The 13,980-nt window shown below is 64.5% G+C and carries 15 protein-coding genes; 6 read left to right on the top strand and 9 right to left on the bottom strand.

All coding sequences use genetic code 11. The features are described 5' to 3' along the window. Positions 1 to 79: 79 nt before the first annotated feature. Entirely contained in the window at positions 80 to 778 is a 699-nt protein-coding gene (locus tag RBH26_RS02920) for a methyltransferase domain-containing protein (protein ID WP_306756430.1), read from the top strand. A gap of 90 nt (positions 779 to 868) precedes the next feature. Here RBH26_RS02920 and RBH26_RS02925 read toward each other — a convergent pair whose 3' ends face one another. After that, positions 869 to 1,516 (bottom strand): helix-turn-helix domain-containing protein, encoded by a 648-nt coding sequence (locus tag RBH26_RS02925; protein WP_306756431.1) that lies wholly within the window; start codon positions 1,514 to 1,516, stop codon positions 869 to 871. A gap of 83 nt (positions 1,517 to 1,599) precedes the next feature. Between RBH26_RS02925 and RBH26_RS02930 the strand changes: the two genes are divergently transcribed. Further along, entirely contained in the window at positions 1,600 to 1,863 is a 264-nt protein-coding gene (locus RBH26_RS02930; RefSeq protein ID WP_306756432.1) for a hypothetical protein, read from the top strand. A gap of 13 nt (positions 1,864 to 1,876) precedes the next feature. On the opposite strand, the gene RBH26_RS02935 is transcribed toward RBH26_RS02930, so the two are convergent. Then, on the bottom strand, positions 1,877 to 2,707 hold the full coding sequence (locus RBH26_RS02935) for a pantoate kinase (protein WP_306756433.1): 831 nt from the start codon (positions 2,705 to 2,707) through the stop codon (positions 1,877 to 1,879). A gap of 132 nt (positions 2,708 to 2,839) precedes the next feature. Between RBH26_RS02935 and RBH26_RS02940 the strand changes: the two genes are divergently transcribed. Continuing rightward, positions 2,840 to 3,019: a hypothetical protein gene (locus RBH26_RS02940; protein WP_306756435.1), complete on the top strand. Its 180-nt coding sequence runs from the start codon at positions 2,840 to 2,842 to the stop codon at positions 3,017 to 3,019. Here RBH26_RS02940 and aspS read toward each other — a convergent pair. Both aspS and RBH26_RS02950 read right to left on the bottom strand, forming a co-directional pair. Then, positions 3,009 to 4,313, bottom strand: a complete 1,305-nt coding sequence (gene aspS, locus RBH26_RS02945) for an aspartate--tRNA(Asn) ligase (RefSeq protein WP_306756438.1) — start codon at positions 4,311 to 4,313, stop codon at positions 3,009 to 3,011. The two genes, RBH26_RS02940 and aspS, sit on opposite strands and share 11 nt — an antisense overlap. 77 nt (positions 4,314 to 4,390) lie before the next feature. Further along, the gene (locus RBH26_RS02950) at positions 4,391 to 5,737 is read right to left on the bottom strand and encodes a cytochrome P450 (RefSeq protein ID WP_306756440.1); all 1,347 of its coding nucleotides are present in this window, start codon (positions 5,735 to 5,737) and stop codon (positions 4,391 to 4,393) included. A gap of 227 nt (positions 5,738 to 5,964) precedes the next feature. Between RBH26_RS02950 and RBH26_RS02955 the strand changes: the two genes are divergently transcribed. Further along, on the top strand, positions 5,965 to 6,633 hold the full coding sequence (locus RBH26_RS02955; RefSeq protein WP_345784075.1) for a helix-turn-helix domain-containing protein: 669 nt from the start codon (positions 5,965 to 5,967) through the stop codon (positions 6,631 to 6,633). A 90-nt stretch (positions 6,634 to 6,723) separates the two neighbouring features. Continuing rightward, complete coding sequence (locus RBH26_RS02960; RefSeq protein ID WP_306756445.1) at positions 6,724 to 7,533, top strand: Sir2 family NAD-dependent protein deacetylase; 810 nt, start codon at positions 6,724 to 6,726, stop codon at positions 7,531 to 7,533. Between the two features lie 22 nt (positions 7,534 to 7,555). On the opposite strand, the gene RBH26_RS02965 is transcribed toward RBH26_RS02960, so the two are convergent. The 5 genes from RBH26_RS02965 to RBH26_RS02985 all read right to left on the bottom strand — a co-directional run bounded on the left by RBH26_RS02965 (position 7,556) and on the right by RBH26_RS02985 (position 13,374). Beyond that, the gene (locus tag RBH26_RS02965) at positions 7,556 to 8,260 is read right to left on the bottom strand and encodes a phosphoglycerol geranylgeranyltransferase (protein ID WP_306756446.1); all 705 of its coding nucleotides are present in this window, start codon (positions 8,258 to 8,260) and stop codon (positions 7,556 to 7,558) included. A 256-nt stretch (positions 8,261 to 8,516) separates the two neighbouring features. Next, on the bottom strand, positions 8,517 to 9,446 hold the full coding sequence (locus RBH26_RS02970) for a branched-chain amino acid transaminase (protein WP_306756448.1): 930 nt from the start codon (positions 9,444 to 9,446) through the stop codon (positions 8,517 to 8,519). 112 nt (positions 9,447 to 9,558) lie between these two features. Then, positions 9,559 to 11,490, bottom strand: a complete 1,932-nt coding sequence (locus tag RBH26_RS02975) for a FixH family protein (protein WP_306756449.1) — start codon at positions 11,488 to 11,490, stop codon at positions 9,559 to 9,561. 3 nt (positions 11,491 to 11,493) lie between these two features. Next, positions 11,494 to 12,708: a hypothetical protein gene (locus tag RBH26_RS02980; RefSeq protein WP_306756450.1), complete on the bottom strand. Its 1,215-nt coding sequence runs from the start codon at positions 12,706 to 12,708 to the stop codon at positions 11,494 to 11,496. 138 nt (positions 12,709 to 12,846) lie between these two features. Continuing rightward, positions 12,847 to 13,374, bottom strand: a complete 528-nt coding sequence (locus RBH26_RS02985) for a helix-turn-helix domain-containing protein (protein ID WP_306756451.1) — start codon at positions 13,372 to 13,374, stop codon at positions 12,847 to 12,849. A 191-nt stretch (positions 13,375 to 13,565) separates the two neighbouring features. Between RBH26_RS02985 and RBH26_RS02990 the strand changes: the two genes are divergently transcribed. Continuing rightward, a complete protein-coding gene (locus RBH26_RS02990; RefSeq protein ID WP_306756452.1) occupies positions 13,566 to 13,946 on the top strand; it encodes a hypothetical protein in 381 nt (126 codons plus the stop codon). Positions 13,947 to 13,980: the final 34 nt, after the last annotated feature.

The following is a 13,980-nucleotide window of genomic DNA, read 5'->3' on the forward strand; positions in this document are numbered from 1 at the left end:
GATCACGGCCCGAGCGCTCTGATAAACCCACGATATGTTTCGTGAGGAGTTACTCGTTTGTCTCGCCGCAACGACACGTATGGCGACCGATAATCGCGACCGAGCACACGGGCCAGCAAACGGGACACGCGATCCGGACGGCGACCGATACGACGCACATCTCGAGCGCAGTCGGATCGTCTGGGATCGCTGGAGCGACTACTACACGATGAGCGAGAACGATCTCGAGCCGATGCGCGAGGCGGCTATCGATCGACTCGACCTCGAACCTGGGGATCGCGTCCTGGAGATCGGCTGTGGGCCGGGTGTCAACTTCGATCGCGTTCGAAGCGAGATCGGCGAGCATGGCGAACTCATCGCCGTCGACTACAGTCCGGATATGGTTGCAAAGGCACGAGAGCGAATCGAACACCACGGCTGGGAGAACGTCGACGTTCGCCGCGCCGACGCGACGACGGTCGAATTCGACGAGCCGTTCGATGCAGCGATCGCGACGCTTTCCCTGTCCGTCATGCCCAACATCCACCGTACAGCTACGACTGTCCACCGGTCGCTGGTCGCCGACGCGACGTTCGTGGTCGTCGATATTCGACCGATTCCTGACGGCCCCGGTCGTGTGCTGAACCCGCTACTGTGGCGGTTCCTTCGCTGGTATGCGAACTGGAACCCCGACGACGACGTCGTGGATGCGCTCGCAACCGTTTTCGACACCCACGAGATCGTCGACACCTCCCTAGCCGGGACCCTCTACACCGTCGTCTGCGAGAAGGGCGACTGATACGGTCTGCTGTCCCGATCTCCCGCCGATCGCCACACTGGGTCTGCGGTCGGCAGTCTGTGACGACAGGAGACCGGCTGACGAACTGCCTTACGGGCCACGCTCGAGCACACGCTCGACCGCGTTCGCTTCGCCGCGACGGACGAGCTCCGACGCCGTCGAGACGGCACACTCGAGTTCGTCGGCGACGGCCTCGATGCCACCCTCGCGCGGAACCTCGTAGAAGCCGACGTCCCAGGCAGCCTGTAGTGCGGCCAGCTGTCGATCGGAAACGACCGTGCCGGTGGTCGTAATCTCCTGGCTGACCCAGCGGACATCGACTTGCATTCCGTCGGGGATTTCCGCCATGACGGCGGTGAGCGACGATGGGTGTCCGACGACGGTCATTCGAATCGTTCGGTCGGATCGGATCTCGATCGGCGGCACGATCACGACAGTGTCCTGTGCGAGCGCGCCCAACAGCGACAGTCCATCCGGCCCGAGATCCCGACGGAGATAGAGAAAGAAGCCGTCGTCCGATGGCGTTATGTCGTACTCGAGAACTGTCTCGAGATCGCACAACAGCGACTCGTAGACGTCCGGATCTCCGTAGACGAAAGCGGTGATCGTTTCGGTGCCATCGACGGTCTGTCCACCGAGGATGACCTCCCGCTCGAGGGCTGGTGACTCACAGATCCCCTCGTGGAGCGGGGGGATTGCAGCGGTCGTGTATCGGAGTTCGACCCGCATCGATTTCATGGCTCGAGAGTCCGGCGGCGAAGAGTTAAACCCCCGATAGCTATCGGGAGTACTCCGACGGTGGACCCGATACAATTCTGAATATGGAAGCCGACGAGATACAACAGGTGTACGACGCCTACTACGATACCCGGAATCCGGTCGCTCGGGCTTCCGAGTGCCTGCTGGGCCGACAGCTCGAGAATCCGGAGTGTATCCTCGAGTACCCACCCGAAACGAACGTCGAGTTGCTCGTCCATGCAGCCGACCCGGAGTCCCCGACGAATCGCGGACTGTCCCGAGACCGAAAGCCAGGCGGGAAAACGGTGAGCGATTCGGACTCGAGATCGAGTCGTCAGATTCCGTGATGTCGTACCCGGGTTACTTCAGCATCGCACCCGCCGGATGTGTCGCACAGACCGACGGCTCGTACCCCGCATCGGAGAGGCCGGTTCCGAGCGCGAACACCGTCTCGCCGAGCATCGCCATCGACGCCTGTCCGCCGGCCTCGGTGACGTCGTCGATCGTCCGGGCGACCTGTTCGGTCAGGAGGTCGGCCTCGCGGGCGAACAGCCGCGAAGCGTACAGAAAGGACAGCAGCGTCGGTTCCTCGACGACGCGGGACAGCGCCTGTTTCCCCGCGGCCGTCAACTGGTCCGTATCGCCCGAGAGCACCTCGGCCGTCGACAGTTCGCCGAACGAGACGTACTCGACCCGCGCTCGAGCGGGGACGGCATCGAGTTTGTTGACCTGTGGACCGCCCGGCTCGAGTCGGATCGGCACGCCGCCGTGGGCCTGTGCGACCACGTCGCCGAGACCGGTTCCGGCCTGGACCTCCGCACCGTGGGCGATCGTGACGAGTTCGTTTCTCGAGAGTTTCCGCTCGAACACCTGATTGGCCGCGAGCGCGGTTCCAAGCGCCATTGCACCCGAAACGCCGAACCCGGAGCCAAGCGGGACGTCCGACTCGGCCTCGACGCGGGCAGTGACCTCGAGGGTCTCGAGGACGGTCTCGACGGGATCGATCTGGAGCTGTTCCCCGTCGAGGACGACCGTCGAGTCCTCGCTCGCCGGCTCGACCGTTACCTCGACACCGTCGGTAAGCGTCAGTCCCGCACCGCGAGAGCCCGCTTTCGTCGGATCGTCGGCTTGGTGTGAGCTGAAAAAGCCCGTGATGTGCCCGGGTACGAACGCCGTCGCCTCCTCACGCATTAGGGGTGGTTGCGACTCGGGCGATATAACAGTGAAGATTTGTGGACGTGTCCCACCGACGTCGAATGCTAATCAACGACTCGAGCGAACCAGTGGGAGACACTGCCAAACGACGGGGGAGAGACGACTCGAGTGAAGTCGGTCGGACTCGAGATCGTCACGAAAAAGCGGAGAAACGCCGAGCCGGGAGACGGCGACGCTGCCGTCTTCCGAGAGAGCAAGTCTCGCTGGCTCTCGCTCGGCAGTTACGCCGTCGCCTTACGGCGACAGGCGTTGGCTGTTCGACGGCCAGCGATCAGTCCTATGGACTGAGTCGCTGGCGATCTCTCGGGAACAACACCGCTTCTCGGATGTTGTCGAGTCCGAGAATCGTCATGATCAGGCGCTCGCCACCGAGGCCGAAGCCGGCGTGGGGCGGCATGCCGTACTTGAACATCTTCGTGTAGTACTCGAACTGGTCGGGATCGAGCCCCTGCTGTTTGAAGCCCTCGATGAGGGCCTCGTGGCGGTGTTCACGCTGGCCGCCAGAGACCAGTTCCATCCGCGGGTGCATCAGGTCGAAGCCCGTCGAGAGCTGCTCGTCGTCGTCGTGGTCCTTGATGTAGAACGGCTTGATCTCGCTGGGCCAGTCGGTGATGAAGTAGTGGCCGCCGACGTCGTCGCCGAGGGCTTTCTCGGCCTCCGTCGGGAGGTCGTCGCCCCAGACGAGCTGTTCGTCGAGTTCGCCCGTCGCGTTGATGCGCTCGATGGCCTCCTCGTAGCTAAGACGCGGGAAGTCGCCGTCGGGAGCTTCGAACTCCTCTGCGAGGCCGAGCGCCTCGAGTTCGTCGCTGCAGTTCTCGGCGACGGCTTCGTAAGCGGCCGTGACGACGCCTTCGGCGACGTCCATCGCGTCGTCGGCATCACAGAACGCGCCCTCGAAGTCGATCGAGGTCGCCTCGTTTAGGTGTCGCGGCGTGTTGTGCTCTTCGGCGCGGAAGATCGGGCCAATCTCGAAGACGCGCTCGACGTTCGAGCCGGCGATCAGCTGCTTGAACAGCTGGGGCGACTGGTTCATGAAGGCTTCCTCGCCGAAGTAGGTGATCGGGAACAGCTCGGTGCCGCCCTCGGTACCGGTCGCGACGATCTTTGGCGTGTTGATCTCGGTGCAGTGGAACTCCCGGAACTGTTCGCGGGCCGCACGCAGAATCTCGGCGCGGATCTCGAAGATCGCCTGGACCTCCTCTTTCCGGAGATCGAGCGTGCGGTTGTCGAGACGCGTCGAGAGGTCGGCATCGACCTTCCCCGAGGGGTCAAGCGGCAGTTCGGGGTCGGCCTCCGAGATGACCTCGAGTTCGTCGGGCGTGATCTCGACGCCGGTCGGTGCGCGCGGTTCCTCTTCGACGCTCCCCGAGACGCTGACGACGCTCTCACGGGAGACGCCCAGTCCGGTTTCGACGAGATCCTCGTCCATCTCGTCTTTCTCGAACTTGATCTGGATCTTGCCGGTGGTGTCTCGCAGAATCAGGAAGGCGATCCCACCGAGGTCACGGATCTCGTGGACCCAGCCGGCGACGGTGACGTCGTCGCCCGGCTCGGCGTTTTCAGTGTAAGTTCTGTCCTGCATACCACCCGATTCCCGTCGCCGGAACTTAAGCCCAATCGTTCTGCGCCGGTCCGCGTGCTCGATACGGGGAGTCCGTATCAGCGCCGGTGGACCGTCATCGGAATCTCGTCTTTCGGTCGGGCGGTGATCGTCGCCAACAGATCGAGCTCGGTTCCGGGAACGACCTCGAGGTGGGACGACTGGTAGATCGTCGCGAGGATGAGCCGGGCCTCGAGCATCGCGAATCGGTCGCCGATACACCGGCGTGGACCCGCCGCGAACGGGAAGTACGCCAGCTTCGGGAGTTCGGACTCCATCTCGTCGGTCCAGCGTTCCGGACGGAAGGCAAGCGGGTCGTCGTACCAGCGGGGGTCACGGTGGACCACCCACTGGTGCATCCGGACCGTCGCGCCCGCAGGGATCTCGTAACCGCCGATGATGTCTGGCTTGACCGGCTCGCGGACGATTCCGGGGACCGGCGGATAGAGCCGCATCGACTCCTTGACTACCTGCTCGGTGTAGGTGAGCTCCGAGAGGTCGTCCATCGTTGGCGTGTCTCCACCGAGAACGTCCTCGAGTTCGTCGACGAGTCGCCGTTCGGCGGCGGGGTTCGTCGCGAGAAGATACGCCGTAAACGTCAACGAAAGCGCCGTCGTCTCGTGGCCGGCGAGCAACAGTGTCACGACCTCGTCGCGGATCTCCTCGTCCGAGAGCCGATTCCCCTCCTCGTCGGTCACCTCGAGGAGCTTCGAGATGACGTCTCGATCTGTCGGGTTCGCCTTCCGTTCGTCGATCAGTCGGTAGACAACGGCGTCGAGGTCCGCTCGGGCACGCTGGATGCGCCGTCGGGAGGGCGTCGGAATTTGTGGCGGGAGGACCAGATGCGGGAGGCTCTCGGTGGCCAGCATGAACTCCTCTAAGGCCGAGCCGACGGTATCGACGTCGTCGTCGATGTCGACGCCGAACAACGCCCGGGCGACGATCTTCAGGGTGAGTTCCATCATGTCCTCGTGGAACAGCCGGGTCTGGCCGTCGGCCCACTCCTCGAGGGCGTCCTCGGTGAAGGCGGTCATCATCGAGGCGTACTCCTCGATGCGGTCGGGCGCGAACGCGGGCTGGATGAGGTGACGGTTGCGCCGCCACACCGCGCCCTCGCTGTTCAGAATGCCGTTGCCGGTGATGGGACTGAGGACGTTCTGGAACCGTTCACCCTTGACGTAGTTTTGGTTGTTCTGGACGAGCACCTGTTCGATGTAGTCGGGGTGGTTGAGCTGAAAGACCGGCCCACCGGGATCCTCCCAGTAAGCGATGTCGCCGTACTCCCGGGCGATCCGCGTCATGAACCCGTACGGATCACGGAGGAAGGCAAGTTGGTTGCCGAGGACCGGAAGTCCGTCCGGGCCCGGCGGTCGGTCGTCTGCGATAGCGGGGGTGTCGCTTCCCATTCGTACTCGTCTCGAGGGACGCGAACCACCTATGTCTGAACCCGAGCATGCTCGGGATACTTACTTGCAGCCCGACAAGGACCTCCGATGGAGACCGCTATCACGCCGATCCTGGAACCGGCACCGACGCTCCGGTTTTCGGACTCGAGGGAGCCGAACACGACACGACGGCGATCAAACGCGAGTACGACCGTTGCGGTCGATCGTTCGACGTCCGGAGGGCAACGATGAGGGCCGCGACGGTTACGCTATCCTGGGACGGCGACGGGAACCCGATCGGCGAAATCTTCGGTGAAAGCGACGCAGTGTCGGTCGACGCGATCCGGTATATCAATCCCGTCCACGGGGATCGGTACGTCGAGTTGCTCGAGCTCCGTGGCGACCTCGAGCGTGCGCGAACGCTACTCGAGGCGTCAGAGACGGCCGTCGAACACGACGTCGCGGGCCACGGTGACCGGGGCGTCGCCTACGTCCAGTGTCGTACCGTCGGGCTCGTCGGCGACCTCCTCGCGATCCTCTGGCGGCGCGAGATCGTCGTCGACTGGCCACTATCTGCCGTCGACGCCGCCGGCGGTCGCGGACTCGAGATCACGGTTATCGGAACGGACCGGGCGATCCAACGGGCGGCCGCGGATCTTCCCGAGGGAGTCGATATCGATCTCCAGCGGCTGGGTCCCTACGATCCGGACGCCGACTGGAGCGCTGCCGACCTGACCGCCCGGCAACGGGAGCTCTTCGAGGTAGCCGTCCGCGAGGGCTACTACGAGGTGCCACGGGAGACGACCCAGCGCGAACTCGCCGCGGCGCTCGGTCTCGCGACGGGCACCGTCGGCGAACACCTCCGGCGGATCGAGTCGAAACTGGCTGGCGCGTACGCGACGCCACTCGAGTCGTAACGAGCGCTGTACGTTCCGAGACGGATCGGCTGCCGAGACTCGAGTGTGGTTGTCCGGGTCGTTTTTACCGAGCAGCCACAATCCCCGCCTATGGACGACCTCGAGTCACTCGCCGACGAGATCCGGAACGCGGGAACGGTCGTCGCCCTCACCGGGGCGGGGATCTCTGCGCCCTCCGGTGTCCCGACGTTTCGCGGCGACGACGGTGTCTGGGAGCGGTTCGACGAGGGCCAGTTCGCCTACGGTCGCTTCCAACGTGACCCGGAGGGGTTCTGGGACGATCGTGTCGACCTCCAGCAGGAGCTGTTCGGCGGAGAGTTCGAGCCTAACGCGGCCCACGAGGCGCTGGCCGCGATGGGTCGCGACGACTCTCTCGAGGCGATTCTCACCCAGAACACGGACGGACTCCACGGCGACGCCCTCGAGTCGACCGCCGGCTCCGAAACCGACGAAGTGAGCCGTGAGGGAGACGATCCGACAGTCCTCGAACTCCACGGCAACGCCAGGCGAGTTCGCTGTGCGGACTGTGGGAAACGGGCGGCGGGGGATCCGATCTTCGAGCGCGCCGCCGACGGCGACCTCCCGCCGACGTGTGACTGTGGCGGGGTCTACAAGCCCGACGTCGTCCTCTTCGGCGAGCAGCTCCCCGGTGCGGTCATCCAGCGCGCGCGGTCGTTGGCCCGCGAGAGCGACGTCTTCCTCGCGATCGGCTCGTCGCTGGTCGTCCAGCCCGCGGCGTCGCTGCCACGGCTGGCCGCGTCCGCCGGCGCGACCGTCGGAATCATCAACCTCGAGACGACGCCCGCCGACGACACGGCCGACGCCCTCGTCCGCGAGGATGTGACGGACGCTCTTCCCCGATTGCAGACGCTCGTCACGGAAACTGAAACTCGAGGATAAACACTGACTACAGGAGACCGTATCAGGCGTCGCGGGCCGCTTCGACCGTCTCTCGGACGGCGTCGATGCCCTCCTCGTGTGCGAGGTCGCCGACGACGATGACGTCGGCGTACTGAGCCATCGACGCCGCCGAGTCGTAGTCGTGAATGCCGCCGCCGTAGAACAGCGTCGACTCGTCGGTCGCCTCGGCGGCTGCCTTGACGATTCCTTCGTCGCCGAGGGTGCCGGAGTACTCGAGGTAGACGATCTCCTGGCCGAACATCCGCTCGGCGATCTCGGCGTAGGCTGCGACGTCGTCGACGTCGAGGTCGCAGTCGGCTTCGGTGTACGTCGCGACGTCGGCCTCGGGGTTCATGACGATGTAGGCCTCGGTCCAGGTCCGATCCCAGTCGAGATCGCCGTCGAGACGCGCCCACTCCTTGTGTGCACCCGTAATCCAGAACGGCGAGCCGGCGTTGAAGACGGTCGGGATGAGATACCCCTCGAGTGCCCGGTTGTCGATGACGACGTCAGGACTCGAGGGCTCCTGGTAGAGAGGCACGTCGTGTTCGGCACAGGCGTCGACGACGGCCTTCATGTTCTCCTCTGTGATCCCCATGGTGCCGCCGACCTCGATTGCGTCGGTGCCGGTAGCACAGAGGTCGCCGTACGTGACGCCTTCGGGAAGTTCCTTGTCCGGATCGATCTTGAGAATATGGTTCCAGTCGTCCCAAGGACAGGTAGTCATACCGCGTCGTTTCCCGAGAGCCAGCAAAAACGCTACGAAACGACTGTTGTCGAAATCAGACTCGAGTACTACTGTCGGACAACACACTGCACGCACCGATCGCGCTCGAGCCGACAGGCGTCGAAACGCGATCGGGAGTATATAGACTGTTGTCTGGTAGTACCTACGGTCTCCTGTCGTCACGCCCCGCCGATCGCCACACGGGGTCGGCGATCGGCGAGAGATCGGGACAGCAGCCCGTATCAGGCCGCTCGTCTCAGACGTACTCGAACCACTCGTCGTAGGCGTCGGTCCTGCGCTCGACCACGTCGAAGAACTCCTGTTGGATATCTTCGGTGACCGGACCGCGGGAGCCGTCGCCGATGACGACGTTGTCGACCTTCCGGATGGGCGTAACCTCCGCGGCCGAACCGGTAAAGAACAGTTCGTCGGCCGTGTTGAGTTCGCCCCGCGAGATCGAGACGTTGTCGTGGACCGTGTAGCCGAGATCCTCGGCGATCTCGATCACGGTGTCGCGGGTAATCCCGTCGAGGATCGACTCCGAGAGCCCGGGCGTGTAGATCTCCTCGTCCCGAACGAGGAAGACGTTCTCGCCGGGACCTTCGGCGACGTTGCCCTCCTTGTTGAGGACGATCGCCTCGGCGTAGCCGTTACGGCGGGCCTCTTCGCCGGCGAGCATACTGTTGACGTACAGGCCCGTCGTCTTCGCGTTCGTCGGAATCTGACTCGAGGCGTGTTTGCGCCACGAGGAGATCATCACCTCGATACCCTCCTCTAGGGCCTCCTCGCCGAGGTAGGCACCCCAGGGCCAGACGGCGATGGCGGTCCGGGTCGGGCAGTCCTTTGGACTGACGCCAAGCGAGTTGTAGCCGTAGAAGGCGACCGGTCGGATATAACAGGACTCGAGGTCCTGGCGACGGATGAGTTCCTTCGTCGCCTCGGTGAGCTCTTCTTTCGTGTAGTCGATGTCCATCTCGTAGGGCTTTGCCGACTGGAAGAGCCGCTCTAGGTGTTCCTCCCAGCGGAAGATCGCGGGGCCGTCTTCGGTGTCGTAACAGCGCGCGCCCTCGAAGACGCCGCTGCCGTAGTGGAGACCGTGCGTGAGAACGTGGACCTGCGCGTCGTCCCAGTCGACGAACTCGCCGTCCATCCAGATCGTGTCGACGTCCATCTCGTCGAATCCCATGATCGAGAGTGTTACAAGCCACCGTACTAAGTGTTCGCGATTTCGGGTTTCGATCCGCCCTCCGAGTTCGCCCAGAGGTCAGTACAGGGAGCCGTCTACCGGTGACGGACTGCTACTCCCGGTGATCGCGGAGTCGAACTGCCTCGAGTGCGACGGCGACGGTTCCGACGACGCCGATCACGACGGCACCGAACTGTACAAGCGTCGCGAACGCGGACGCCTCGGCATCGCCGTGGCCGTGTTCCTCGTGATCGTGGTCGTGGCCATCGTGTTCGTCGTGGTCGTGGGCGTCGCCGTCCGCGACCGCGTGGATATCGACCCACTCGCTGAGATACTGTCCGTCCGGCTCGCCGGTGATCCGTAGCTCCCAGTCGCCGTCGGCGGGCAGCGGCTGGACGGTCGTATAGGTCCCGTTCTCGGCGGCCTCGAGTTCGACGTCGAACGTGTCGTCCGGGCCGTCCGCCGACAGCCTGACGGTTCGGTCGGACTCGATCGGCCCGCCGTCGTCGACGAACGCGACCTCGAAGACGATCGGCTCGCCCTCCTGGACGAGGAGTCGATCCTCCTCGCCGTCGTCGCGTTCGGCAGGCGTCACCGTCAGTTCGAGGTCGACGTCACTCTCGCGCTCGATCGTCGTCGTCTCGACGCCGTCGTCGACGACGGCCGCCGTCGGCACCGACGTGAGCAGTCCCGAGAGGAGGAGTACGACGACGAGCACGCCGACCTCGAGTCGAACGGCGCGGGTGAACGCGACGATCGAGCCGTCGGATCGCTCGAGTCGTCGAAGGAGGACGAACCGGGTGAGTCCACCCAGTCCGAGCGCCAGCAGGACCAGCAACGTCTTGGCCGAGAGGGCAGTGCCGTAGATGGTCGCACCGAGGGACTCGAGGTCCGGGACGTGCCAGGCCGAGAGGGCGAGCCCGGTTGCAGCGGCGAGCGTGACGCCGCCGAGTGCGAGCAGGGAGTAGCGACGGATCGTCGCCGCGGCGAGGGCCGCGCGGTCTTCCGATCGGGTCTCGCGCAACAGCGGCGGTACGACGAGGGCGAGGACGAGCAGTCCGCCGACCCACAGCCCCGCACCGGCGATGTGACCGAAGTCGACGGCCATCCCCTGGAGACGGTCGATCGCGGTCGCAGAGTGGCTCGTCCAGCTGACGGCGCCGCCGACGCCGATCGCGCCGACGAGCGTTCCACCGAGCCAGAGCCGATGGGAGACCACGCCGGCGACCGCAGCCGCGAGGAGGGCCACGATCGCGCCGGTGAAGACGAGTTGGACCAGCCAGGCCTGCCCGAGTGGCATGCCGACGAACTCGGAGAGCGTCGTAGGCGAGAGGGGGCCGACCGATCGTGCCTGTACGAGCCCGAGTGCGACCACCGATCCGAGCAGCAGGACGCTCGCACCGACGAGCAGTCGAGTGAGCCGCCGGTCGACCGGCCCGGGCGCAGAACCGACTCGCTTGGCGGCCGGATAGACCGCGATCGCTGCCGTCACCGGCCCGCCAACGAGACCGACGAGCGCGACCAGTACCAGCCCCTTCGCGGCGGTCTCGATCGGTGGCACCGACTCGTCGGCCTCGTCGTCCTCGTAGGCCTCGAGGACGGCGTCCCTGTCGAGTGGCTCGTCGCCGACGCTGAAGAAGAACGTTCCCGACGTGGTGTGGCCGTCGTCGGCAAGCACCTCCCACTCGACGGTATACATTCCCTCCGTGTCGCCGGCCGCGTCCTCGAGCGGAACCCGGACGATCTGCGTATCGTCGGGATCGATCTCGGCGTCACCGCTTACGTCCTCGCCGTCGGGTCCGACGACGGCGATCTCTGCGTTCTGGACGCCGTCGCCGGAGAACGAGAGCGTCACGTCGTCGGGAAGCGTTTCGACCTGTTCGCCGTTGGCCGGATCGGACTCGCTCAGGTAGGCGTGGGCCGCGACCGGTGTCGCGAACGTCCCGATCAGAAGCGAAACCGCAACGAGCACGGCAACCGCCCTGACGGCGCCAGCGCGATGGGTGGAGAGACGGCGACGGTCGGTCGATTCGGGTCTCGCCATCGGTTATCGGATCCGGCCGGTGTAGCCGACGCCGGAGTCGCCGACGTACTGGATCGTGTCGACGCCGTCCTCGACGTCGACGTGGTCGACGACGTCCTGGGCTGCCATATCGACGACCGCCACGAAGCCGTCGTCGTCCGCGGGCGTGAGGAAGTACTCGTCGCCGGCGACGCCGGTCCGGTGGAGGTGGTGTGCGTCCTCGGGTCGTTCGATGTCACCGACCTCGAGCGTCTCGACGACCTCGAACGCCGCACAGTCGACGACGGCCGCTTCGTCGTTCATCGTGTTGGCGGTGTAGCCGTAGATCGTTCCGTCGTCGTCGTCGTAGCGCAACGCGTCGGGGCCACCCTCGACCGTCACGGAGGCGACCTCCTCGCTGTCCTCGCTTGTGGCGTCTAGGAAGCGGATCTCGTCACCGTCGAGGACGCCGAGCAGTTCCTCGTCGGGCGTGAGGTACATCCCGCCCGCGAAGTCGAGTTCGTCGACGATATCGTGTGTGTCGGTGTCGACGACGACGGTCGTGTCGCCGTACTCGAAGTACGCGAGCCCGGTCTGGGGCGCATAGGCCTTGTAGTGAGTGCCTTCGTCTTCGGCCACGTCCTCGAAGTCGATGAAATCCGACCGCTCGTAGGCTTCGAGATCGATAACCGGCACACCGGGATCGTTGACGTTGGTCGCGTATCCAGTTTCGCCGAAGTCTTCGTGATAGAGGAGTTTGCCGTGTCCTTCATTCTCGAGACCCGAGTCGACGATCTCGGTGACGTCGTGGGTGTCCGTATCGATGACGTAAAACGCCCCTTCCTCGTCGGAGTGGGCCCACATCTCCCCGTCGTTTGGGTGGTACATGTGGGTTGCGTCGGGACCGATGTCGACCTCCGAGACGATTTCCCGGGAGTCGGTGTCGATGACCAGCACCTGATCGAGCGACTCCTCGATGACGTAGATCTCGTCGAGATCGGTGGTGATCTTCGGATCGCCCCAGCCGTTGTCGTCGATCCCGTCAGTGATCTCGTCGACGACCTCGCCGTCGGCTGGATCGATGATCGAGATCGTGTTTGGCGCGAACGCGTACGCGAGTCCCTCACTCCCGCCGTCGGCTTCCGAACCGTTCTCGTCGTCGCCGTTCTCGTCGTCCTCGCCCAGACAGCCCGCGATGCCGACCGCGAGGCCGCCAGTTACCGCCTGTACGAAACGCCGTCGTTTGACGGGGTTGTCCATATACCGGAAACATTCGTGTCTACAGTATCCTGGTTCTGGTTCAGTTCTCGAACAAGCGGGAATGTAGCAGAAAACGTTGCGGGAAGATGGTTTCGTCCCGACTCTCGAGGGACCACGAAACAGGTGTTCAGGTCGGTCCTAACGGGTGTCCTGTGTGCCCTCGAGGAGGCCGTCGACCAGCCGGGTGAAGCGATCGACCAGTCGATCCGGGACGGTCGGGGTGACCTCCGAGAGCAGGGGTGCAGTTCGGTCGGGATCCGAAAGCGAGAGCGTAACGCGGTTGCGCCTGTCGTACTCCTTGGTAACGATATCGTGTTCGACCAGGTGGTCGAGGTGGTACTCGAGCGTGCTGCGGGCGATTCCGAGGTCGTCGGCGACCGTCCCTGGCCGACACGGCTCGTGTTCGATCAGATGGACGACGATCTCACGGACCGTCTCGCGACGGAACAGCGCCAAGGCGGCCCGCTCCCACTCGTCGTACTGCGGCGGGTAGTAGTGGGTCTGGCCGTAACACTCCTCGCGAACGAGGTCGCCGGCGTCGATCAGCCGTCGAATGTGATACTGAATCTGACCCGGCGCGAACTCGGATTCCCTGACGAGTTCGTTGAAGTGGATCCCCGCGTTGGACTGGACGTGTGCCCTGATCTGGTCTCGAGTATTGCTCATGGCAATCGATTTGATTCGAGGACTCCCGAGGTCGAGAGTCCGTTACTATCCCAGTGTAGTGCCCTTAGCCTGATAACGGCTTCCGATCGTTCCCGGGAGATGAGAACGGTTCATATGACCCGCCGTTCGTCGCTTTCGACAATCCTACCGAAGCGCATAGGTAACCCACGCTCCCACCTAGAGTCGAGTAGATGGAGCACACGAGCCCCTTCGAGATACAGTGGCTGGACCCACAGCTGGCGCCAGTGTTGCTCACCGTAATCGCCCTGGCCGCCCTCGGAACGACGATCCTCTTCTGTTGTGGACTCGTCGCGTACTCACGGCGGCGCACGCTCCGGTATCTCCTGATAACGGTCGTCCTCGGACTGCTCGTGGTTCGGTCGTTCGTCGGGCTCGGTACCGTCTTCGGGCTCGTGCCGATGACCATCCACCACCTCGTCGAGCACAGCCTCGACTTCGGGATCGCCGTACTCATCCTGTATGCGGTCTACCGAAGCGGCTCCGGAAACAGCGTCACAACCGGGTCCGACGCCGGAACGACGCGAACGCCGCCCGAATCCGACGGCGACTGACCGATCTCCTGCCGTCACGGCCCGCCGATCACCG

Source organism: Natronolimnohabitans sp. A-GB9 (assembly GCF_030848565.1).
Lineage (GTDB): Archaea > Halobacteriota > Halobacteria > Halobacteriales > Natrialbaceae > Natronolimnohabitans.